Below are 21,264 nucleotides of genomic sequence, written 5' to 3'. Positions count from 1 at the left end.
ATCAGTGTAGCGAAGGGCTCTCAAGCCCCCGCGCCCGCCTGGGCCCGGGCCTTCTTGAACGTGTTGTGCAGCACCGCCAGCAGGGCGTCGCGCACCGAAAGCTTCTGCCGCGCGTCGAACGTGATCAGCGGGACGTCCTCGCTCACCGCCAGCGCCCATCGGACGTCCTCCAGGTTGTGCCCGAGCGATCCGTCGAACATGTTCACCGCCACCACGAACGGCAGGCCCGCGTTCTCGAAGTAGTCGACCGCCGGGTAGCAGTCGTCCATGCGGCGGGTGTCGACGATGACCAGCGCCCCCAGTGCGCCGTGGACGAGGTCCTGCCACATGAAGCCGAAGCGGTCCTGGCCGGGCGTGCCGAACAGGTACAGCTTCACCTCGTCGTCGATCGTGATGCAGCCGAAGTCGAGCGCCACCGTCGTGGTGGTCTTGGCCGGGACGTGGCCGGTGCTGTCCACCGAAGCCGCCACCGACGTGATCGCCGCCTCCGTCGTCAGCGGCTTGATCTCCGAGATCGACGACACCGCCGTCGTCTTGCCGACGCCGAAGCCGCCCGCGATGACGATCTTGACCGGGGCCGGTGGGCGGGCCGCCGGTTCAGTGAATGGCTTCGAGTCCACGAATGACCCTTTCGATCATGCCGAGGTCTTGCGACGTGTGGTTCGCCGGCCGCCGGACGACGACGTAGCCCAGCTCGGCGAGGTCGGCCACCAGCACGCGGGCGACGCCGATGTGGAGGCCGAGCATGGCCGCCACCTCGGCGACCGACATGGTGTTCCGGCAGAGGGAGACGATCTCCTGCCGTTCGAAGGTGAGCTTCGGGTGCGACGCCGCGCCCAGGCGGGACGTCATGACCTGCGCCTCGATCTCCAGGCTCTGGTCGACCGGCTGGGCCCGCCCCGAGGTCATCAGGTACGGCCGCAGCAGCGAAGGTTCCTCGGTCATCACGACCCCACGGTGTTCTTCAGCTCCTCGATGAGCCCCGGCGTGAGGACTTCGGTGGCGCGGTTGGCGAACATCGCCATCTCGTAGGCGATCGTGCCGAGGCTCGCCTGCTTGTTGGCCAGCACGCCGAGCGAGCAGCCGATGCTGATGGTGCAGACCAGCAGGTACCCGTGCTCCAGCTCGATGATCACCTTGTCCGGCGAGCCGAGCGGGTGGCTTTCGGAGACGCCGTGGGCGAGGCCGAGCATGGCGGAGGAGATCGCGGCGAGGCGGTCGGCGTTGGACCGCTCGAGCTCCGACGACATCGCGATCAGCAAGCCGTCGGCCGAAACCGCGATGGCGGCGATCGCGCCCGCCGTGTGCTGCGCGAAGCGGCTCACCAGCCAGTTGAAGTTCTGGGCTTCGACACTGACGCCAGCTGCGGGGATGCTCATTTCCTGCTCTCTTCTGCTCGTTCCGTCACACGACCGGCGACCACGCCTCGCGGCGGGCTGTCTGCCGTCACCACGTCCGCCTTGGCGAGGCCGGCGGCGAACGCGTCGAACGCCGCTCGCTCGGCCGCCGGGTCCCGCCTGGTGCGGTTCACGACGGCGCGGGCGATCGGCCTGCCCGCGGGCTGCTGGCGCAGTCCGGGGGCGAGCTGGGCACCCGGGACGCGGCGGACCAGGCCGTCCCGGGACTGCGGGGCGGCCGGGACGCCGGCCGGCGGGGTCGCGAGGTGGTGCGACGCGGGCATCGCCGAGTCCCCGGGCACGCGCACCGGCAGCGACGCGCCGTCGCCCGGCGAGGGCACGGCCGCACTTTCACGTGAAAGTGCGGACCCCTGGTCGTCACTTTCACGTGAAAGTGCGGACTCGGCAGCTCTCGCGAAGGCGCTCTGGAAGCCGTCCATGGCGGTCCGGGTCGCTTCCGGGTCGTGGCGCGGCTGGTCGCCGGCCACCGGCGCGGTCGTGCCCGGGCCGGGCAGCTGGGCGCCGCGGACGCGGCGGCGCAGGCCACCGCGGGTCTCGGCGTCCGGTTCGGCCGCGGGCGGCTCGGCGGGTTCGGCCGGTTCGGCGTCCGGCCACACCGGTTCGAGCTGGTTGAACCAGCGGAAGCCGTTGGCGTGCGCGACGCCGAGCAGCGCCGGGATCGCCGGCGCCGGCAACGGCTCGACCGGCCGCGGACTGTCCGAAGTGGACACCGCGACGGCCTCGGCGGGCCGCGCCTCGACCGGGGTGGGCGCCGGTGCCGGGACCGGCACCGGCGGGCGCAGCCCGGACCGGTGGCTGAACAGCGACGGCGGGATCGTCAGCCGCGCGGTCACGCCGCCGGTGGTCGGCGTCGCGAGCAGTTCGACGCCCAGGTCGTGGCGCCGCGCGAGGCGGCCGACGACGAACAGGCCGAGCACGCTGGTCGGGGCCAGCTCGAGGCGTTCGCGCTCGACGAGCCGCTGGTTCTCCTCGGCCAGCTTCTCGGCGGTCATGCCGATGCCGTGGTCGACGATGTTCACCAGGCACGAGCCGTCGGCGAGCAGCATCGTGTCGACCTCGACCACCGACCCCGGCGGCGAGAACGACGTCGCGTTCTCCAGCAGCTCGGCGAACACCAGCACCAGGTCGGCGCCGAGGGCCGACGACAGCAGGATTTCCGCGACGACCCCGAGCTTGACGCGCTGGTAGTCCTCGATCTCGGCGAGCGCCGAGCGCAGGGCCGTGGCCAGCTCGATCGGGCCGGCGATCCGGGCTTCGTCGCGGGTGCCGGACACGACGAGCAGGTTGTCGGCGTTGCGGCGCAGGCGGGTGGAGAGGTGGTCGAGCCGGTAGAGGCTGGCCAGCAGCCGGGTGTCCTGCTCGTTGCGCTCGACCTCGTCGATCAGCGCGAGCTGGCGGCCGACGAGGTTCTGCGTGCGCTTGGCGACGTTCGCGAACATCAGGCTGGTGTTGCGCCGGGTGAGCGCCTGCCGTTCGACGAGCTCGGCCGCAGTGGTCTGGACCCGGTTGAACGCCGCGGCCAGCTTGCCCAGCTCGTCGTCGGAGACGACGTCGATGGTGGCCAGCCGGGGGATCTGCTCCTCGGCTTCCTCGGTGTCGGTCACGCGGACGAGCTCGGTGCCGGCGAGGTCGGCGACCGACGTCGCCGCGGTGGTCAGCCGCCGCAGCGGCCGGGCGATCGACCGGGACACCGCGACGGCGAGGAAGGCGACCAGCAGGAACAGCAGCCCGGCACCGGCACCGACCGTCCAGGCCAGCCGGGTGCCGGCGTCGGCGCGCCCGGTCGCCGAGTCGGCGATCTCGCCGGTGGCCCGTTCCTGCACGAGCTTCCGTTGCCCCGCATGGGTTTCCGCCGCGGCGAGCACGTCGGCGACGTACTGCGTGGTGCCCGCCGCATCCCGCGGGTTGCCGACCTGGGCGGCGAGTTCGTCGACGCGCCGGCCGGCGTCGCTCTGCTCGACCCGGACGACCAGCGCGGCCCGCTCGCTGTCGTCACCGTCGTCGCCCTGCTTGACGAACCGGTCGATGAAGATCGGCACCTGCTGGGTCGCGTCGTCCAGGATGGACTGACCGGCGTCCGGCGACACGGCGGTCACGATGAGGGCCATGGCGCGCAGCGAGCTTTCCTCGTTGGCCCGCAGCAGCGCGTCCAGCGCGGTCAGCTCGCGGGTGCCCTCGGCGTCGCTGGTGAGCTGCGGAACCAGGCGCAGGGAGTCGATCACCGCATCGATCACGGCGTGGTAGGTGCGGGCCACGCTGTCGAGCGCGACACCGCGCCGGGCGGCGTTCTCGCGCAGCTCGCCGAGCGAGCCGATCCGGGTCAGCGCCGCGGAAAGCTCGTCCGGGGCGTCGGCGCCCAGCGACCCGCGGACGTCGGCGATCATCGCGTCGACCGCCTTCTGCTGCTGCAGCATCCGGTCCGGGCTCGCCGACGGCGTCGCCACGAACGCGGCCGTGAGCAGCCGCTCGCGCTGCAGCTGCCACATCAGCCCGCCGAGCTGCTGGGCCTGGCGCGCCACCGTCGCCGACTGCGACGCCGCCAGCGCGCTGTTCGCCTGGGTCAGCACGAACGGCACCGACACCAGCACCACCGCGGCCAGCGGGGGCAGGAGCAGCAGGTTCAGCTTGCCGCGAATGCCGAGCCGGGCCAGGATTCCCCCGCCGCCGGCCCGTTCCGCGGTCGCCCCGCCGTGCCTCATCCCGCCACCTTCCTCCTCTGCCGTTCTCACTCGACCGCGGCCACCCGGCTCACGTGCCCGCGGTGCTGCTCCCGGACGAGGTCCTCGATCCGGGCGCGCAGCGCGAGGAACCGCGGTTCGCGCTTCACCGCCAGGTCGCGCTCGGCGGGCAGCGTCACCTCGACGTCGGCGGCGATCCGGCCGGGGTCGGAGGCGAGCACCACCACCCGGCCGCCCAGGAACACCGCTTCCTCGACGTCGTGGGTGACCATCAGCACCGTGGTGCCGGTGTCGGCCCACACCTGGCGGATGAGCACCTGCATGTCCTCTTTGGTCTGGACGTCCAAGGCGCCGAAGGGTTCGTCGAGCAGCAGGACGTCCGGTTCGCACGCCAGGGCCCGCGCGATCGCGACGCGCTGCTTCTGGCCGCCCGAAAGCTGTTTCGGCAGCGACTTGCGCACGGCGTCGAGCCCGGTTTCGGCGAGGTACCAGTCCACGCGCTTGGCGCGCTCGGCCGCGTCGACCGGCAGCAGCTCCAGTCCGAACGCGACGTTCTTCTCGACGCTGCGCCACGGGTAGAGCGCGCCGGCCTGGAAGACGAGCCCGCGGTCCGGGCCCGGGCCGGTCACCGGGACGCCGTCGAGCACGATCTCGCCCTCGGTCGGCTTGCCGAGCCCGGCCACCAGCGACAGCAGCGTCGACTTGCCCGAGCCGCTCGCGCCGACGACGCAGACGAACTCGCCGCGCAGCACCTCGAGGTCGACACCGTCGAGCGCGCGGGTCACCTTGCCGCGCACGGTGTAGTCCTTGGCGACGTTCCGCAGTTCCAGCGTCATGCCGCCCACTTCCCGACCCGCGTGCGCAGCAGGCGCAGCAGGACGTCGATGAGGAGCCCGGCGATCCCGATGACCACGAGCACGGCGAAGATCTTGTCCGTCTGCAGGAACCGCTGCGCGCGGACGATCCGGTAGCCGAGGCCGGCCGAGGAGTTGATCAGCTCGGCGACGACCACGAAGTTCCACGCCGCGGCGGCGTTGACGCGGATGGCATCGATCATGCCTGGCAGCGAGTGCGGCACGACGACCTTGCGCAGCACTTCGCCCCGGCGCGCGCCGAGCGTGTAGGAGACGTCGATGAGCGCGCCGGGCACGCCGCGGACGACGTCGGCGGTCATCAGCGTGTTGAAGAAGACCGTGCCGATGAAGAGGATGGCGATCTTCGAAGGCTCGCCGAGGCCGAGCCAGATGATCAGCAGCGGGATGAACGCGCTCGCCGGCAGGTAGCGCAGCAGCCCGATCAGCGGTTCGAAGAACGCCTGCCCGGCGGTGAAGGTGCCCATCAGGATGCCGAGCGGCACCGAGACGAGCACCGCGAGGCCGAAGCCTTCGAGCACCCGCTGGGTTGTCGCCCAGAGGTCGTCGAAGAGCTCACCGGTGCCCGCCATGTCGGCGCCCGCCTTGACCACCGCGGCCGGCGACGGCAGGAACGTCGAGTCGACGGCCCCGCTGACGCTCAGCACGACCCAGGCGAGGAACGGGATCGCGAAGGACAGCACCGCCAGCGTCCAGCGCGCCCCCGCGGAAATGGGCGTGCGCAAGGAAAAGAGCGGCGACGCGGCCTTGGGCGCGGCCCGGCGCGGCAGCGGGGCCCACCCCGAGCGAGCCGACTCACGGCGCTCGGTGAGCTGCTGGGCCGGACCGGTCACTGCGGCGCGGCCTTCACGAACTGGTCGTCGAACAAGCCGTCCAGCGACGGCCGCTGCTGCGCGAGCCCGGTGCTGACGATGAAGTCGACGATCTTGTTCGCCTGGAAGTCGAGGTGCTGCGCGGTGACCCCCGGCGTGAACGCGTCGATGTTCTGCTGGCGCGTGAAGATCGTGGTGCCGGCGTCGTAGGTCTTGTAGTCGGCGTCGGACACCCCGCCGCGCTTGGCCATGATCCCGACGGCCGCGTCCTTGTTGTTCTTGATCCAGGTCAGCGTCTCGAACCAGGTGTTGACCAGCGCCTGGACGTCCTTCGGGCGCTCCTTGACCAGCTTCTGCGACGTGACGAGGTGGTCCGGGATCGCGCCGGGGAACTCCGCCGACGTCGAGATCGCGCGGCTGCCCTGGCGCTCCAGGGCCTTCGAGGTGAACGGCGCGAACGCGCCCACCGCGTCGACCTGGCCGGCGACGAACGCGGCCGCGGCGGCGTCGGTCGGCAGGTTGACCAGCTCGATGTCCTTTTCGGTCAGCTTCGCCTCCTGCAGCGCGAGCAGCAGCAGGTAGTGGTCGACCGTGCCCTGCTCGACCGCGACCTTCTTGCCCTTCAGGTCGGCGACGGCGTTGATGCCCTCCCGCGCGATGATCTTGTCGTTGCCGGTGGAGTTGTCGTTCACCAGCACGATCGACAGCTTGGCGCCGCCGGAGGCCGAGGAAAGCGTGTCGTTGAGGGTCTGGCTGTTCGCGTCGATGGCCCCGCTGGACAGGGCGTTGATGCTGTCGGTGTAGTTGTCGAAGTACTTCAGGTCGACGTTCACGCCGTTCTTCGCGAACAGGCCCTGTTCCTGCGCCACCTGCCAGGGGAACCAACCCGGCCACGCGCTGAACCCGAGGGTGATCTTGCCGCCGGTGCCGGAGGCGTCGCTGTCGCTGCACCCGGAAAGGGCGGTCACACCGGCGAGGGTCAGCAGGGTCAGGAGCACCGTCAGCCGACGGGGGCGGAAAGTCACAGCGAAACTCCCAAAGGCGGGGGAAGTGGAGTGTTGCGGCGCCGAAAGCGCACAGTCATCGCTGCTCTCTTCCAGACGCACCTGATCGGGTCACGGGCAAGAAAACACGGACAGGGATCACCCACACCCAGTGAGATCCGGTCCCTCAGCGCACCGGATCAGCTACCCCTTGTCCCTCACCCGGCGGACAGCCTAGCGAGTAGCACAAGATCCCCACAACGCTTCGACAGTGCATCCGAACGAGTGACCATCAACCGTGTCAACCAGCAACATCGACGTCTTCGAAGATCAAGTACACGGGTGTTTCTGTCGGCCGCCCGGCCAAGATCGCGGCCGCGAGCCCGTGCAGTTGCACGGGCCGTAGCCCCTCGTCGTTACGCCACACTGTGATCATCACCGAGGGCTACCGATCGGCACCGAACAATCGTTCGCAATTCACCACTCAGCGGGATCGCGTTCGAACAGGTGTGCGCCTCCGTCGATAGCGCATCGGCTCCGGATCCGCGAATGGTTCCTCGACTGTTAACACGCCTGAAACAATCGACCCAATTTCGATCAATTGACCGATTTCGTCAGGTCGTAAACCGTCGTCCCGCCGACGGTGACCGGCGCGAAATTCCGCTCGACCCACGACTCGATCTCGCCCGAGGTCCCGCGGCCGCCGCCGAAGCCGCCGCGCCCGCCGGCGACGTAGTAGTGGATGTCGCCCGCGGCGACGTACTGCTCGAACTGCGCCAGCGTCGGCGCCGGGTCGCTGCCGGAGAAGCCGCCGATCGCGAGCACCGGGCGGTCGCTCGAGAGCGCGAGCCCGGCCGCCTGCATCGCCCCGCTCTGCGCCGCGGCCCACTTCGTCGTCGTGCTCTTCAGCAGGTCGATCACCGCGGTGTCGGCCTGCCCCTCGCCGAAACCGCCGGGGCGGAACCCGCGTCCACTCGCGACGGACGGGCCGGAGGACGGCGTCCCGCCGGAGTGCGCGGTCGCCGCCGTGGCGACGGTGAAGGACGCCGTCCCGAGCAGCGCGCCGCACAGGCCCACGGCGGCCACGACCGGACCGGCCCGCCGGACGCGGTCGGCGCCGAAGAGCAGCGCCAGGACGGCGGCCGCGGCGAGCACGAGCAGCGCGTAGCGGATCCACGGCTGCCACTCCGGTGTCCGCGCGAGCAGCACGAACCCCCAGACCGCGGTGACCGCGAGCAGGACGGCCAGCACCGCGCGGGCCGCGAAGTTCGCCCGGCCGCGCCAGAGCTCCCGCGCGGAGATGCCCAGCGTGCCGGCGATCCCGGGGGCCAGCGCGACCGTGTAGTACGGGTGGATGATGCCGCTCATGTAGCTGAAGACGACCGCGGTGCCGACCAGCCAGCCGCCCCACAGCAGCAGCGCCGCCCGCGTCCGGTCGGTGCGGGGCGCGCGGCGCGTGAACCACAGGCCGGCGACCAGGCCGATGACCGCGGCGGGCAGCAGCCACGACGCTTCCCCGCCGAACTCGCCGCCGAACAACCGCGTCAGGCCGGTTTCGCCGCCGAAGCCACCGAAGCCGCGGCCGCCGCCTCCGGCCGGGAACGTGCCCCCGCCACCGCGGCTCTCACCGAAGATCCGGCCGAGGCCGTTGTAGCCGAACGCCAGTTCCAGCACGGTGTTGTCGGTCGAACCGCTGATGTACGGCCGGTCGGCGACCGGCCACAGCGCGACGGCCGCGATCCACCAGCCCGCCGAGACGACCACGGCCCCGGCCGCGGCGAAGAGCTGCCCGATGCGACGCCCGAGCGACGTCGGCGCGGCGACGGCGTACGCCAGCACGAACGCGGGCAGGACGAGGAACGCCTGCAGCATCTTGTCGAGGAAGCCGAACCCGATCGCGACCCCGGCGAGCACCAGCCACTTCGTGCTCCCGCGTTCGAGCGCGCGCACGACGCAGTAACCGCCGGCGACGAGCAGCAGTACGAGGAAGGCATCGGGGTTGTCGTACCGGAACATGAGCGCGGCGACCGGCGTCAACGCCAGGGCGGACCCGGCGAGCAGGCCGGCGCCGGGGCCCGAAAGCCGCCGGACGGCGAGGTAGAGCAGGCCGACCGACGCGACCCCGGCGAGCGCGTTCGGCACGAGCAGGCTCCAGCTCGAGAAGCCGAAGATCCGGCCGGACAACCCCATGATCCAGAGGGAGAACGGCGGTTTGTCGACGGTGACGACGTTGCCCGGGTCGAGCGAGCCGAAGAACAGCGCCTTCCAGCTCCACGTGCCGGCCTGGGCGGCCATGGCGTAGAAGTCGTTGGCCCAGCCCGTCTTCGCCAGGTCCCACAGGTAGAGCAGGCCGGTCCCGAGCAGCAGCGCGGCCACGGAAGGCTTGACCCACCGCGGTTTCCGGACGGCGTCGGGAGCGGGCTGGGCGTGTTCGGGCGCCGACAGCGTGGTCGTCATGGCGTTCACCGTGTCGGCACCGCATGTGGTGAACTTGTGCCGAAGCTGTGCGCCGGCTGTGCATCGGCCCCCGATCGGGTGGTGAGGGTCATGACGGAGAACGGGACCGCGGAGTACGCGGCCGAGGACGGCTTGCCCGACCTGGTGCGCCGGGCCGTGGCGGCCGCCGAGCGCACCGGGTTCGGCTGGTCCTGCCGCCCCGCTCAGGGCCGGTTGCTGGAGTTGCTGGCGGGCGGCGTCGCGGGGGGCGCGATCGGCGAGACCGGGACCGGCTGCGGAGTCGGCCTCGCCTGGCTCGCCGCCGGAGCACCTCCCGGGACGACGCTGGTCAGCGTCGAACGGGACCCCGCGCGGCACGCGGCCGCGGCGGCGGTGTTCGCCGACGTGCCCGCCGTGCGTCTTCTGCTCGGCGACTGGACCGATCTGGCCGTGGCGGCGCCGTTCGACCTGCTGGTGCTGGACGGCGGCGGGCAGGGCAAGGGCGCGGAGCCACCACTGGAGCCGCGCGACTGGCTGCGGCCGCACGGCACCCTGGTCATCGACGACTTCACGCCGATGACATCGTGGCCGCCGACGTTCGAGGGCGAACCCGACACCGCACGGCTGCACTGGCTCCGGCACCCGGACCTGCTGGCGACCGAACTGCGCCTGGCGCCCGGCCTCGCGACCGTCGTCGCCCGGTACACCGCGAGGCGCTAGGCGGGCGTCGGCGCCGCCGGGAAGGTGATCTCGAACTCCGTGCGCCCCGGCCGGCTCTGCACCCCGACGCGGCCGCCGTGCGCGCCGACCACCGCGGCCACGATCGCCAGCCCGAGGCCCGTACTCCCCGCCGCGCGGGAGCGCGAGTTGTCCCCGCGGGCGAAGCGCTCGAAGACGTCCGGGAGGACGTCCGGCGGGATGCCCGGGCCGTCGTCGGCCACGCGCAGCCGAACGAATCCGTCCGATGTGGACAGTGTGGTCGTCACCGTCGTGCCCGCCGGGGTGTGCGTGCGCGCGTTGGCCAGCACGTTGATCACCACCTGATGCAGCTGCCCCGCGTCGCCGAACACGCCGATCGGTTCGCCCGGGACGTCCATCAGCCACTTGTGGTCCGGGCCCGCGACGTGGGCGTCCGCGACCGCGTCGGCCACCAGCCGGCACAGGTCCACCCACTCGTGCACCACCGGGCGCCCGGAGTCCAGGCGCGCGAGCAGCAGCAAGTCCTCCACCAGCGTCGTCATCCGGCGCGACTCGGACTCGACGCGGCCCATGGCGAACGCGACGTCCGGCGGCACCTGCTCGCCGCTGCGGCGGGTCAGCTCCGCGTACCCGCGGATCGCCGCCAACGGCGTGCGCAGCTCGTGGCTCGCGTCCGCGACGAACTGGCGGACGCGGTTCTCGCTCGCGTGCCGCGCGGACAGCGCGTTCGCGACGTGCTGCAGCATCCGGTTCAGCGCCGAGCCGACCTTGCCGACCTCGGTGCCCGGATCGGTGTCCGCCTCGGGAACCCGTTCGGACAACGCGACTTCGCCTCGGTCGAGCGGCAGTTCGGAGACGCGCGTCGCCGTCGCGGCCAGCCGGTCGAGCGGCTTCATCGTGCGCCGGATCGTGGCCGCGCCGACCGCGCCCGCCACCAGGATCCCGGCGAGCGCGACCCCGCCGAGGATGAAGCCCAGCCGCCAGAGGGTCTCGTTGACGTCCTTCAGCGGCAGGCCGATGACCGTCTTCTCGCCGTTCGGCGACATCGTCGAGACCACGCGGTACTCGCCGAGGCTGCCGCCGAGGTCGATGCTGCGCTGCTTCCCGTCGGACGGCACCGCCAGCAGCGCCCGCACCTGGTCCGCCGGGATCCCGCGGAACGGCGGCTTGCGCTTCGACGGCGCGCCGACGCTGGAGTCGAGCACGCTGCCCTGGGCGAGCGGTCCTTTTTGGACGACGGCGAGCGTCCCGTCGCCCTGGCCGAGCGCGCGCAGGGGGTCCGGCGGCGGGGCGTCGCCGTACGGCCAGGTCGACCGGTCCGGCGCGTGCGCGGCGCGGTCGGTCGCCGCGGCCAGCCGCTTGTCCTGCTGGCCGACGAGGAACTCGCTCAGCGCGAACTCCGTGACCACGCCGACGACCAGGCACACCAGCGCGAGCAGCGCGGCGAGCTGGACGATCAGCCGTCGTCGAAGCGACCACGGCCGGCGCGCGCGCTTCGGTTCAGCCTGCGGGCTTGAGGACATACCCGGCGCCCCGCATGGTGTGGATCATCGGCTCGCGGTCGGCGTCGATCTTCTTGCGCAGGTAGGAGATGTAAAGCTCGACGATGTTGGCCTGGCCGCCGAAGTCGTAGCTCCACACGCGGTCCAGGATCTGGGCCTTCGACAGCACGCGCTTGGGGTTGCGCATGAGGTAGCGCAGCAGCTCGAACTCGGTCGCGGTGAGCGGCACGAGGTCGCCGCCGCGGTGCACCTCGCGGCTGTCCTCGTCGAGGGTCAGGTCGCCGACGACCAGCTGCGACCCGCTCGCCCCGGTGACGCCACCCGCGCGGCGCAGCAACGCGCGCAGGCGCAAGGCGACTTCTTCGAGGCTGAAGGGCTTGGTGACGTAGTCGTCGCCGCCCGCGGTGAGCCCGGCGATGCGGTCCTCGACCGCGTCCTTCGCCGTCAGGAAGAGCACCGGCAGGTTCGGCGCCTCGGACCGCATGCGACGCAGGACTTCGAGGCCGCTGAAGTCGGGGAGCATGACGTCGAGGACGACGGCGTCGGGCCGGAAGTCGCGCGCGATCCGGACGGCCTCCGTGCCGTCGCCCGCGCTGCGCACCTCCCAGCCCTCCATGCGAAGGGCCATCGACACGAGCTCGGCCAGCGTCGCCTCGTCGTCGACGACGAGGACCCGCACCGGGCTCCCGTCGGCGCGGCGCAGGTCGGCCTTGCCGGGGCCGGGTGACGTGGCGTTCATAGCGGTCATAGTGCCATCTTCTCGGCGGCTCATCAGTGCTCACTGTGACACCGCTGTGCGTTTGCTGTGAGAGTTCGTTCGTTCGAGGCACAGCGCCCGCTGACGCCGCGCACAGCTCAAACACAGCCACGGCGGTGAACCTGGCCGGGACCAGTGTGGGCACCACCGGAGGACACGATGACGACCGAGCCGAACACGCCGCCCGAAGGCGCCGCGAACACCCCGGCCTGGGGTGAGCCGGCCCCGGCCAACTGGGGCGACCCGGCCCAGGCCGCGCCGAAGAAGGGCTGGTCCGGCAAGAAAACGGCGATCGCGGCCGGCATCGCCGTGGTGATCGCGGCCGGCGGCGGAGCGGCGATCTGGGCGGGCACGAGCAGCGCGGACAACGCGGCCCAGCAGGGCCCAGGCGGTTTCGGCGGCGGCCAGTTCCCCCGCGGCGGCCAGGGCCAGGGCTTCCCAGGCGGTGGCTTGGGCGGAGGGATGGCGGCACTGCGCGAAGCGCTGCACGGCGACTTCGTGGTGTCGAACGGCAGCGGCGGTTACACGACGGAGCGGCTGCAGACGGGCGACGTGACGGAGCTGAGCGCGACGTCGGTGACGTTGACGAGCAAGGACGGCTACAAGCAGACGTACACGATCGGTTCGTCGACGCAGAAGACTGGCGACGTGAAGCAGGGCGACACGAACGTGACGGTGGTGGCGAAGGTCGAGGGCACCACGGCGACGGCGACGTCGCTGGGGCAGGGCTTCGAGGCGGGCCAGGGGCAGCGGGGCCAGCGCCGCGGCGGGGAGTACTCGGCCCGCCCGACGAACTGAGCGAGAAAAAGAGCCCGGCCTCCAAGCCCAAGCGCCCACCTCAGCCGTCCGGCACGAGGTGGTGGCGGTAGGCGTAGACGACGGCGTGCACGCGGTCGGGGAGCCCGAGCTTGCTGAGCACGCGCGAAACGTGCGTCTTGACCGTCTCCTCGCCGACGTGCAGCTGCCGCGCGATCTCCGCGTTGCTGCAGGCGTTGGCGATGAGCAGCAGGACCTCGCGTTCGCGAGAGGTCAGCCGGGCCAGCTCGGGGGGTTCGGCGGCCGCAGGCTCGAGCACCGCGGCGAACTTCGCGACCAGCCGCCGCGTCACCGAGGGGTCGATGAGCGCGTCCCCGCGCGCGGCCACCCGCATCGCGGCGACCAGCTCCTCCGGCGCCAGGCTCTTCAGCAGGAACCCGCTCGCCCCGGCGCGCAGCGCGCGGTAGACGTACTCGTCGGCGTCGTAGGTGGTGAGCACGAGGACGCGGGTGTCGTTGCCCGGCGCGGCGAGGATGGCTTCGGTCGCGGCGAGGCCGTCGAGGCGGGGCATCCGGACGTCGAGGACGGCGACGTCCGGGCGCAGGCGCGCGGTCTCGGCGACGGCTTCGCGGCCGTCGGAGGCCTCGCCGACGCAGGTGAAGTCGGGTTGGGTGTCGAGGAGCGCGCGCATCCCGGAGCGGAACATCGCGTGGTCGTCGGCCAGCAGGACGCGGATCATGTGCTCTCCACCGGGAAGGTCGTGCGCAGCTGCCACCGGTCGTCGGATTCGCCGTAGGAGACCTGGCCGCCGAACAGGGTGACGCGCTGGCGGATGCCGGCCAGGCCGCGGTGGGCGTGCTCCTGTTGCGGGACGCGGCCGGCGCGCAGGCCGTTCGTCACCGTGAGCACGACCTCCGTGCGGCCGTGGTTCAGCTCGACCTCGACCGGGCCTTCGCCGTGGCGCAGCGCGTTGGTCAGGGCTTCCTGGGCGATCCGGTACAGGGCGACGTCGAGCGAGCCGGGCAGCTCGCGGGGTTCGCCGCGCAGGGTCAGCCGGGTCGGCAGGCCGGCCGCGCGGACGGTCTCGACCAGCTCGTCGAGGTTGTCGAGGCCGGGTTGTTCGGCGTTGGGCTGGGCGTGCAGGAGGTCGAGGAGCCGGCGCAGGTCGGCCATCGCCGAGCGGCTCGCCGACTCGACCGCGCCGAGGGACCTGCGGACCGGGCCGTCGCCGTCGGGCAGGCCGAGCCGGGCCGCGCCGGCGTGCACGCCGATGGCGCTGACGTGGTGGGAGATGACGTCGTGGAGGTCGCGCGCGATGGTCGTGCGCTCCTCGAGGACGGCTCGTCGGACAGCTTCTTCTTCGTGCTGGCGGCGTTCGTCGGCTTCGCGTTCGAGGTCGGCGATGTAGGCGCGGCGGGCCGTCGTGTACCGGCCGACCAGCCAGGGCAGGAGGCCGCTGACGCTGACGCTGATGGCGGTCAGCCGCCAGTCGGCGGCGGTGCGGCCGCCCCCTTCGATGCAGCCGGCGACGACACCGGCGAGCAGGGCGAGGAGCGCGAGGACGGCGGGTTTGGGGCGCAGCCACGCCCCGGCCCGGTAGCCGGCGATGAGGATGCCGGAGTTGTTGCCGACGACGTAGCCGGTGCAGGTGCAGAGGAGAAGGGGCGAGCCGGCGAAGAGGACGGCGTGCGCGAGGGCGACCCAGCCGGAGTACCGGGCGGGCCCGGCGAGGGCGGCGTTGACGGCGATCCCGCCGAGCAGGACGACCCAGGAGCGCCAGTCGGCATCGCCCCCGCCGATGGGGCCGCGAAGGGCGAAGAGGGCGGCATCGCAGACAACGCAGACGAGCGCGACCAGCAGCGACTGGCGTCGCAGGGAGCCGCGGATGTCGTGCACAGCTGCCACTGTGCCCGAAGGCGCGGCCGAAGGGAGTCGACTTCGGCATCTGCGCGAAGAGAACTGGCCGCCTACCGGCCCGGCGGGTGGCCACCGGCGAGGTCCGGCTCATCGACGCCCAGCCGGCTCCGGCTGCGCGACGGCTACCCGGCCAAGCCGGTCCCGTGGGCGGTAGCCGCCCGACCAAGCCGGTTCCACGCGCGGCAGCTGCCCAGCCGAGCCGGTCCAAGCGCGACAGCCACCCGACCAAGCCGGCCCCGCGGGCGGGCAGTTGCCCGACCAAGCCGGTTCCGTGCGCGGCAGCTACCCGGCCAAGCCGGCCCCACGCGCGACAGCCGCCTGACCAAGCCGGTTCCGCGGGCGGGCAGTTGCCCGGCCAAGCCGGTTCCATGTGTGGCAGCCACCCGGCCAAGCCGGCCCCCCGCCCGCCGCCGCGCGGACTCGTGCCGGACGGGCGGTCCGCCTAAGCTGGGCCGATGAGGCGGTGGATCACCCTCGCGGCCGGGGTCGTGCTCGTGCTGGTCGGCGCCGTCTGGGTGCTGCAGGGCATCGGCGTCATCACCGGCAGCTTCATGACCGGCCAGAAGCTGTGGTTCCTGATCGGGCTCGTCGCGTTCCTGGTGGGCGTGGTCCTGGTCGCGGCGAACCTGACGCGGCGCAAACCTACTTCGTGAAGATCTCGAAGATCGGGTAGCCGGGCGCGATCTCGCGCAGCTTCTCGTCCGACGCCTTGGCGTCGACGCCGTCGAAGAACACGCCGACCTCGAACTTCCAGCGCTTGAGGTACGCGCGGAGGATGCCCGGCTTCTCGTCGTCGGCCAGCTCCCGGAAGGTGAACGCCTCGACGCGCTTCCCGACGCGAAGCGTGCCTTCGCCGGCGACGCGCAGGTTGCGCACCCACTGCGTCTCACCGCGCGGAGCGACGAGGTAACGGACGCCGTCGACGGTCAGCAGGTTGACCGGCACCGACCGCGGCTCGCCGCTCTTGCGCCCGACGACGGTCAGCACCCGGCTGCCCCAGACGCTCACGCCCATCCTGGTCAGCTTCGCGACGACCTCGTTGAACGTGCTGGTGGCCTTCTTCGGCTCGATGTAGCGGGCGGCGGTCATGGCGTCCTCCGGGAAATTTGGGAGAGCAGTGCTCTCGGTTAAGAGCAGTGAACACCCTTGAGAGCACCGCTGTCAAGAGCAGTGCTCTCGGTTTTGTGCGGCGCTCTCGTCGTGGCACACTGATCCGCATGACCGCGACCCGCACCGCGCGCGAACGAGCCCGCGCCGAGCTCACGCAGGAGATCAAGGACGAAGCCCGCCGCCAGCTCGCCGAGGTCGGCGCGCACGGGCTGTCGCTGCGCGCGGTGGCGCGGGAGCTGGGGATGGTGTCGTCCGCGCTGTACCGCTACTTCCCCAGCCGCGACCGGCTGCTGACCGACCTGATCGTCGACGCCTACAACGCGATCGGCGAGGCCGCGGAGAACGCGGACCCGGGTGAAGGGGATCCGAAGGAGCGCTGGCTGGCCATCTGGCAGGGCACGCGGGACTGGGCGCGCGCGCACCCCCACGAGTACGCGCTGATCTACGGCTCGCCGATCCCCGGGTACGCGGCACCGCAGGACACCGTCGTGCCGGCTTCCCGCGTCGCGCTCGCCCTGGTCAAGGTGCTCACGCAGACCGAGCTGCGGGCCGAGGGCGACGTCCCGCCCGAGCTGCGCGCCCAGGCCGAGACGCTCACGAAGGCCCTCGGGCTCGTCGCCGGCCCCGAAACCGTGGCCCGGCTGCTCATGGCGTGGACCCAGCTGTTCGGCGCGATCAGCTTCGACCTGTTCGGCCAGTACGTCGGCAGCGTCGACCCGGCCGACGCGTTCTTCGCCCACTCGGCGAAGCGGATGGCGGAGTTCGTCGGCCTCTAGGCTGGGGGCGGGAGTCCAACGGCGGAAGGCGGCGCGACGTGACGGGGTGGGCCGGGAAGGTCGGCAGGATCCGGGTGATCGGGACCGGGGTGATGGGCCGCGGGATCGTCCAGCTGGCCGCGACCGCGGGGGTGACCGTCGAGCTGGCCGACGTCCGGCGCGAGGCCGTCGCCGAGGCGATCGACCACGTAGGCGCGATGGTGGACAAGCTGGCCGCGAAGGGCAAGCTCGACGACCCGGCGGCGGTGCGCGAGCGGCTCGTGCCGGTGGACGCGCCCGGCGCGCCCGCGGCCGGCGTCGACCTCGTCATCGAGGCCGTGCGGGAGGACCTGGCGACGAAGCGGGCCCTGTTCGCCGACCTAGAGCGCGTCTGTCCACAGGAGACGATCTTCGCGACGAACACCAGCTCGCTGTCGGTCACCGAGATCGCCGCCGACCTGGCCGAGCCCGGACGCCTGATCGGCCTGCACTTCTTCAACCCGGTGCCGCTGATGCGCCTGGTCGAGGTGGTCCCGGGCACGCGCACGCACGACTGGCTGCCCGCCGAGGCGCTCGACCTGGTCCGCGGCTGGGGCCACGAGCCGGTGCTGGCCAAGGACGCGCCGGGCTTCCTCGTCAACCACGCCGGCCGCGGCCTGAACACCGAGGCGCTGCAGATCCTCGCCGAGGCGCTGGCCGAGCCCGCCGACGTCGACCGCGTCGCGCGGGAAACGCTCGGCCTGAAGCTCGGGCCGTTCGAGCTGCTCGACCTGACCGGCCTCGACGTCTCGCACGCCGTCCTGGAAAGCATCTGGAGCGGCTTCCACGGCGACCCGCGGCTGCGGCCGTCGTGGCTGACCCGGCCACGCGTCGCCGCCGGCCTGTTCGGGCGCAAGAACGGCGAAGGCTTCTACACCTACGCCGACGGGAAGCAGCAGGTCGCCGACGAGCCGGCCGCGCCGCCGAAGCCGTCGAGCCCCGTGTTCACGGCGGATGAGCACCTCGCCCGCGTGCTGTCGGCGGCCGGCGTGCAGGTGGTGTCGGACGCGTACCCGGACGCCGTCCTGCTCGTGCCCCTGTACGGCGAGTCCACAGTGGACGCGGGTACCCGCGCCGGGCTGCCGCTGGACCGCGTCGCGGGCGTCGACCCGTTGGGCGGCTACGACCGGCGCCTGACGATGTCCGTCCACCCGGGACTCGACCCGGCGGCGGGCCGCGCGGCGTGGGGCGCGCTGGCGGCGACGGGCCGGCCGGTCACGGTGGTCCGCGACGGCCCTGCCCCGATCGCCCAGCGCCTGCTGGCCTCGATCGTCAACACGGCGTGCTTCATCGCGGGCCAGCACCTGGCGACGCCGTCGGACATCGACACGGCGGTCCGGCTGGGCCTCGGCTACCCGCGCGGCCCGCTGGAGTGGGGCGACCTGGTGGGCGGCGACATCGTGCTGCGCATCCTGCGCGGCCTGGCCGCGACGACCGGGGACCCGCGGTACCGGCCGAGCCCGTGGCTCACCGAGCGGGTCGCGCTCGGACTGCCGCTGACGTCGGCCGGGACGGCACCCGCCGATCTCCGGTCCTGAACGGACAGCGGGCCGCCTCCGGAATCCCGGAGACGGCCCGCTTTTTGTTCAGCTATCAGGAGAATCCGTCACCACGGACGGTCGACCGCTCCCGTCTGCGGCGTGTAGGTGATGTAGCCGCCCTGGAAGTCGCTGCGGTACACCCCGCCCGTCACGTACTCGTCCGTCGTCGGGTAGCGCAGGTACGACCGCTCCCAGCCCAGCGCCGCCCAGCGCTTGCGGATCTCGCCCTTGATCACGTGCGCCCCGGTGGCGTTCGTGAAGTAGATCGAGTGACCGAGGCTGAAGTGGTTGAACCGGCCGACGCCGTCCGGCGTACCGTCCTCGTCGTTCGTCGGGTAGCCGAGGCCGCGCTCGTACCCGTACGCCGCCCACTTCTTCCGGATCTCGCCGTAGATCGCCCGCGCGCCCGTCGAAGGCGTGTAGTAGATCGAACCGACGTTGTTGCCCTTGATGAAGTGGTTGAAGCGGCCGATGCCGTCGGGCGTCCCGTCTTCGTCGTTCGTCGGGTAGCCCAGGATCGCGCCGTAGCCGAGCGCCGCCCACTTCTTCCGGATCTCACCGTAGATCGCGTGCGCACCCGTCGCGGCCGTGTAGTAGATCGAGCCCACGTTGCCGCCGTTGTTGAAGTCGTTGAACTGCGCACCGTCCGAAGTGGACGCGGTGTCGCTCGTCGGCGGGCCGAGCTTGGTGAGCCCGCCCATGGCGACGTACTTGTCCAGCACCGGGCCGGTGATGAACTTCGTGCCGCCCACGGCACTCCAGTACAGGCGGCCGTTCGCGTACGCGCGGTAGTGGACCGCGCCGTCGGTGACCTCGGCCGCCGTCGGCGCCCCGAGCTTCGCCTGCAACGCCGGGTCGGCGTTGTAGCGCTGGTCGATCGGGGTCGCGTAGTTCGCCGTCAGCGTCAGGTCGCTCGTGCCGACCGTGACGACCCACGTCGTGTCCGTGGGGCCGCCCTGCCAGCCGGTGAACTTCGAGACGCCGTCGGTGCCCAGCGGCGAGGCTTCGACGTCGAAGCTGGCGCCCTCGGTCACCAGCGCCGTGCTGACGCCGCCCTCGACCGGGATGCTCAGCGCCGCGGGCTGCGTGCTGAGCAGGGTGATCCGGTGCTGGCGCGGCCACGCCGTGTACGTCTTGGACGTGGTGACGCCCGCGCTGTCGGTCACCGCCGCGGTGAACTCCATCCGGGAGTCCGGGTGCTCCGTGAACGGCTGCGCGAAGCTCGCTCCGGTGCCGCCGGCGCCGGGGTGCGAGTGGCAGGTCGCCTCGCTCGGGCAGTGCCGGACCGCGCTGGTCCAGGTGACCGTGAGCGGGCCGTCCTCGGTGTCGGTCGCCGTGGCGCTCAGGCCGACCTGCTGGTTGACCGCGAACGTCGCGGTGTCGCCCGGCGTGGTCAGCGTGAGCTGCGGGGTGTGGTTGCCCGGGGCGACCTTGATGTCGGTCGTGCCGGTGAGCCCCAGCGGGTCCCGGACCGTCAGCTTCGCGGTGAACGACTCGGTCCCGGCCGCGTACTGGTGGCTGGTGGTGGGCCCGGCGTCGGCCGCCGTGGTCCCGTCACCGAAGTCCCAGTCGTACTTCAGCAGGTCGTTGTCGTAGTCGACCGACGTCGAGCCGTCGAAGGACACCGTGCGGGTGTCCGGGTCGGTGGTCGTCGTGGCCTTGGCGACCGGCGCGGTGTTGCCCGCCGAGTAGCTCAGCCGGCGCAGGTTGCCGCTGAGGATGTCGGCGTAGACGATGTCGCCGTTCGGCGCCGCCGCGAACTTGACCGGGCCGCCGATGCCGGTGAAGACCGGCGGGTTCTCCGGGGCCTGCGTGAGCTTGCCCTGGTCGTCGTAGCGCAACGTCCAGATCTTGTTGGTCACGTAGTCGCCGAAGAAGTACGAGCCGCGGTAGGACGCCGGGTAGCTGGATCCGTTGTAGACGATCCCGCCGGTGACGCTGTTGCCCTGCATGGCGCCGGTACCGTGCTGGTACTCGAAGATCGGCGCCTGGTTCGGCACACCGGCGCAGCCCGCGAGCGTGCTGTAACCCGGGGTCGCGTGGTTGCCTTCCCAGCACGGCCAGCCCTGGTTGGACCCGCGCTGGACGACGTCGACCTCTTCCCAGGTGTTCCAGCCGACGTCACCGACGACCGGCAGGCCGGAGTTCGCGTCGATGGTCATCCGGAACGGGTTGCGGAACCCGCGCGCGAAGACCTTGCTGGCGGTCGACGCCGGGTTGGCGGCGTCGTAGTACGGGTTCCCCGGCACGCCCTTGCCGTCGGCGGCCAAGTGGAAGATCTTGCCGTACGGCTGGTTGATGTCCTGCGAGCGCAGCGCGCCCGGGTCCACCTTCGTGAAGTCGCCGTTGTCCCCGATGGACAGCCACAGCGTCCCGTCGGCGGCGGGGATGACGCCGTTGATGCCGTGGACTTCCGAGATGCCCGGCACCTCGAACAGCGCCTGCTCACCGCCCAGCGACGCGGGCGCGCCGGCCGCGTCCAGGCCCACGGTGAACTTCGAAAGCCGCATGACGAAGCCGCCGGTGACGTTCAGCGAGCGCGTGACGTAGATGGTGTGCGACGTCGCGTAGTCCGGTGCGACGGCCAGTCCGACCAGCCCGATGTCACTGATCTCGCGGGTCGGCAGCGTCGCGATGGTCCGCGGCGTCCCGCTGGTCGGGACCCACTGGACGCGGCCGTTCTTCGCCGTGGCGAGGACGGACTGGTCCGGCAGGTACGCGAAGTCGGTGAGCTGGTACTGCCCCGTGCCGGTGCTGATGTCCTGCAGGACGAACCCCGGCGGGAGCGAGGTCGCCGCTGCCGCCACCCCCGTGGTCACGACGGGCAGCAGCGCCCCTGTCAGCACCGCGGCCACGAAGGCGTGACGTAGTGCTCTGAGCTTTCCCAAGGCCATTTGGCCCCCCTTCCCAAGCGATCACTTATCGCCTGAACAGGGAGGCCAGTTGCACTCGGCCGAGTGAATTTACCTTACTGTGACCTACTGTCCGT

The 21,264-nt window shown here is 71.8% G+C and carries 19 protein-coding genes; 5 read left to right on the top strand and 14 right to left on the bottom strand.

The annotated features are described in order from the left end of the window. Positions 1-20 precede the first annotated feature (20 nt). The 8 genes from ABFJ78_RS04885 to ABFJ78_RS04850 form a co-directional block, all read right to left on the bottom strand. A complete protein-coding gene (locus ABFJ78_RS04885; protein ID WP_436384460.1) occupies positions 21-620 on the bottom strand; it encodes a GTP-binding protein in 600 nt (199 codons plus the stop codon). Beyond that, the gene (locus tag ABFJ78_RS04880) at positions 598-945 is read right to left on the bottom strand and encodes a DUF742 domain-containing protein (protein ID WP_400869452.1); all 348 of its coding nucleotides are present in this window, start codon (positions 943-945) and stop codon (positions 598-600) included. Before ABFJ78_RS04880 ends, ABFJ78_RS04885 begins: the two co-directional genes overlap by 23 nt. Beyond that, positions 945-1,379, bottom strand: coding sequence for a roadblock/LC7 domain-containing protein (locus ABFJ78_RS04875; protein WP_361087652.1), 435 nt, complete (start codon positions 1,377-1,379; stop codon positions 945-947). The genes ABFJ78_RS04880 and ABFJ78_RS04875 overlap by 1 nt, the downstream gene beginning before the upstream one ends. Then, on the bottom strand, positions 1,376-4,117 hold the full coding sequence (locus ABFJ78_RS04870) for a sensor histidine kinase (protein WP_436384459.1): 2,742 nt from the start codon (positions 4,115-4,117) through the stop codon (positions 1,376-1,378). The genes ABFJ78_RS04875 and ABFJ78_RS04870 overlap by 4 nt, the downstream gene beginning before the upstream one ends. Before the next feature lie 26 nt (positions 4,118-4,143). Next, complete coding sequence (locus ABFJ78_RS04865; RefSeq protein ID WP_372671657.1) at positions 4,144-4,932, bottom strand: ABC transporter ATP-binding protein; 789 nt, start codon at positions 4,930-4,932, stop codon at positions 4,144-4,146. Then, complete coding sequence (locus ABFJ78_RS04860; RefSeq protein ID WP_436384458.1) at positions 4,929-5,801, bottom strand: ABC transporter permease; 873 nt, start codon at positions 5,799-5,801, stop codon at positions 4,929-4,931. Before ABFJ78_RS04860 ends, ABFJ78_RS04865 begins: the two co-directional genes overlap by 4 nt. Then, entirely contained in the window at positions 5,798-6,805 is a 1,008-nt protein-coding gene (locus tag ABFJ78_RS04855) for an ABC transporter substrate-binding protein (RefSeq protein WP_436384457.1), read from the bottom strand. The genes ABFJ78_RS04860 and ABFJ78_RS04855 overlap by 4 nt, the downstream gene beginning before the upstream one ends. Before the next feature lie 555 nt (positions 6,806-7,360). Then, positions 7,361-9,220: a glycosyltransferase family 39 protein gene (locus tag ABFJ78_RS04850; protein ID WP_436384456.1), complete on the bottom strand. Its 1,860-nt coding sequence runs from the start codon at positions 9,218-9,220 to the stop codon at positions 7,361-7,363. Positions 9,221-9,310: 90 nt separating this feature from the next. Here ABFJ78_RS04850 and ABFJ78_RS04845 point away from each other — a divergent pair, with 90 nt between their 5' ends. Further along, positions 9,311-9,919: a class I SAM-dependent methyltransferase gene (locus ABFJ78_RS04845; RefSeq protein WP_436384454.1), complete on the top strand. Its 609-nt coding sequence runs from the start codon at positions 9,311-9,313 to the stop codon at positions 9,917-9,919. Here the strand turns inward: ABFJ78_RS04845 and ABFJ78_RS04840 are convergent. Then, on the bottom strand, positions 9,916-11,421 hold the full coding sequence (locus tag ABFJ78_RS04840) for a sensor histidine kinase (RefSeq protein ID WP_436384453.1): 1,506 nt from the start codon (positions 11,419-11,421) through the stop codon (positions 9,916-9,918). The two genes, ABFJ78_RS04845 and ABFJ78_RS04840, sit on opposite strands and share 4 nt — an antisense overlap. After that, positions 11,399-12,148: a response regulator transcription factor gene (locus ABFJ78_RS04835; RefSeq protein ID WP_086845625.1), complete on the bottom strand. Its 750-nt coding sequence runs from the start codon at positions 12,146-12,148 to the stop codon at positions 11,399-11,401. The genes ABFJ78_RS04840 and ABFJ78_RS04835 overlap by 23 nt, the downstream gene beginning before the upstream one ends. 168 nt (positions 12,149-12,316) lie before the next feature. Here ABFJ78_RS04835 and ABFJ78_RS04830 point away from each other — a divergent pair, with 168 nt between their 5' ends. Next, entirely contained in the window at positions 12,317-12,955 is a 639-nt protein-coding gene (locus tag ABFJ78_RS04830; protein ID WP_436384452.1) for a hypothetical protein, read from the top strand. Positions 12,956-12,995: 40 nt separating this feature from the next. Here ABFJ78_RS04830 and ABFJ78_RS04825 read toward each other — a convergent pair whose 3' ends face one another. Both ABFJ78_RS04825 and ABFJ78_RS04820 read right to left on the bottom strand, forming a co-directional pair. After that, the gene (locus tag ABFJ78_RS04825) at positions 12,996-13,652 is read right to left on the bottom strand and encodes a response regulator (protein ID WP_436384451.1); all 657 of its coding nucleotides are present in this window, start codon (positions 13,650-13,652) and stop codon (positions 12,996-12,998) included. Further along, positions 13,649-14,809: a sensor histidine kinase gene (locus ABFJ78_RS04820; RefSeq protein WP_436384450.1), complete on the bottom strand. Its 1,161-nt coding sequence runs from the start codon at positions 14,807-14,809 to the stop codon at positions 13,649-13,651. The genes ABFJ78_RS04825 and ABFJ78_RS04820 overlap by 4 nt, the downstream gene beginning before the upstream one ends. 476 nt (positions 14,810-15,285) lie before the next feature. Here ABFJ78_RS04820 and ABFJ78_RS04815 point away from each other — a divergent pair, with 476 nt between their 5' ends. Continuing rightward, the gene (locus tag ABFJ78_RS04815; protein ID WP_378190370.1) at positions 15,286-15,483 is read left to right on the top strand and encodes a hypothetical protein; all 198 of its coding nucleotides are present in this window, start codon (positions 15,286-15,288) and stop codon (positions 15,481-15,483) included. On the opposite strand, the gene ABFJ78_RS04810 is transcribed toward ABFJ78_RS04815, so the two are convergent. Beyond that, complete coding sequence (locus tag ABFJ78_RS04810) at positions 15,473-15,919, bottom strand: nitroreductase family deazaflavin-dependent oxidoreductase (protein WP_436384449.1); 447 nt, start codon at positions 15,917-15,919, stop codon at positions 15,473-15,475. The genes ABFJ78_RS04815 and ABFJ78_RS04810 overlap by 11 nt on opposite strands. A 128-nt stretch (positions 15,920-16,047) precedes the next feature. On the opposite strand from ABFJ78_RS04810, the gene ABFJ78_RS04805 reads away from it, so the two are divergent. Together ABFJ78_RS04805 and ABFJ78_RS04800 are read left to right on the top strand one after the other, a co-directional pair. Continuing rightward, the gene (locus ABFJ78_RS04805; protein WP_436384448.1) at positions 16,048-16,716 is read left to right on the top strand and encodes a TetR/AcrR family transcriptional regulator; all 669 of its coding nucleotides are present in this window, start codon (positions 16,048-16,050) and stop codon (positions 16,714-16,716) included. Positions 16,717-16,754: 38 nt separating this feature from the next. Further along, positions 16,755-18,272 (top strand): 3-hydroxyacyl-CoA dehydrogenase, encoded by a 1,518-nt coding sequence (locus tag ABFJ78_RS04800; protein ID WP_436384447.1) that lies wholly within the window; start codon positions 16,755-16,757, stop codon positions 18,270-18,272. 68 nt (positions 18,273-18,340) lie between these two features. Here the strand turns inward: ABFJ78_RS04800 and ABFJ78_RS04795 are convergent, their stop codons facing one another. Then, the gene (locus tag ABFJ78_RS04795) at positions 18,341-21,169 is read right to left on the bottom strand and encodes a PQQ-dependent sugar dehydrogenase (RefSeq protein WP_436384446.1); all 2,829 of its coding nucleotides are present in this window, start codon (positions 21,167-21,169) and stop codon (positions 18,341-18,343) included. Positions 21,170-21,264 lie beyond the last annotated feature (95 nt).

The sequence above is a fragment of the Amycolatopsis sp. MEPSY49 genome (assembly GCF_051337345.1).
Classification (GTDB): domain Bacteria; phylum Actinomycetota; class Actinomycetes; order Mycobacteriales; family Pseudonocardiaceae; genus Amycolatopsis.
This window is presented reverse-complemented; position numbering and strand designations above follow the sequence as displayed.

Excerpts from the sequence above, each read along its gene's own strand:
- ABFJ78_RS04880 (WP_400869452.1), bottom strand. The coding sequence starts at position 945 with ATGACCGAGGAACCTTCGCTGCTGCGGCCGTACCTGATGACCTCGGGG.
- ABFJ78_RS04875 (WP_361087652.1), bottom strand. The coding sequence starts at position 1,379 with ATGAGCATCCCCGCAGCTGGCGTCAGTGTCGAAGCCCAGAACTTCAAC.
- ABFJ78_RS04870 (WP_436384459.1), bottom strand. The coding sequence starts at position 4,117 with ATGAGGCACGGCGGGGCGACCGCGGAACGGGCCGGCGGCGGGGGAATC.
- ABFJ78_RS04865 (WP_372671657.1), bottom strand. The coding sequence starts at position 4,932 with ATGACGCTGGAACTGCGGAACGTCGCCAAGGACTACACCGTGCGCGGC.
- ABFJ78_RS04850 (WP_436384456.1), bottom strand. The coding sequence starts at position 9,220 with ATGACGACCACGCTGTCGGCGCCCGAACACGCCCAGCCCGCTCCCGAC.
- ABFJ78_RS04845 (WP_436384454.1), top strand. The coding sequence starts at position 9,311 with ATGACGGAGAACGGGACCGCGGAGTACGCGGCCGAGGACGGCTTGCCC.
- ABFJ78_RS04840 (WP_436384453.1), bottom strand. The coding sequence starts at position 11,421 with ATGTCCTCAAGCCCGCAGGCTGAACCGAAGCGCGCGCGCCGGCCGTGG.
- ABFJ78_RS04835 (WP_086845625.1), bottom strand. The coding sequence starts at position 12,148 with ATGACCGCTATGAACGCCACGTCACCCGGCCCCGGCAAGGCCGACCTG.
- ABFJ78_RS04830 (WP_436384452.1), top strand. The coding sequence starts at position 12,317 with ATGACGACCGAGCCGAACACGCCGCCCGAAGGCGCCGCGAACACCCCG.
- ABFJ78_RS04825 (WP_436384451.1), bottom strand. The coding sequence starts at position 13,652 with ATGATCCGCGTCCTGCTGGCCGACGACCACGCGATGTTCCGCTCCGGG.
- ABFJ78_RS04815 (WP_378190370.1), top strand. The coding sequence starts at position 15,286 with ATGAGGCGGTGGATCACCCTCGCGGCCGGGGTCGTGCTCGTGCTGGTC.
- ABFJ78_RS04810 (WP_436384449.1), bottom strand. The coding sequence starts at position 15,919 with ATGACCGCCGCCCGCTACATCGAGCCGAAGAAGGCCACCAGCACGTTC.
- ABFJ78_RS04805 (WP_436384448.1), top strand. The coding sequence starts at position 16,048 with ATGACCGCGACCCGCACCGCGCGCGAACGAGCCCGCGCCGAGCTCACG.
- ABFJ78_RS04795 (WP_436384446.1), bottom strand. The coding sequence starts at position 21,169 with ATGGCCTTGGGAAAGCTCAGAGCACTACGTCACGCCTTCGTGGCCGCG.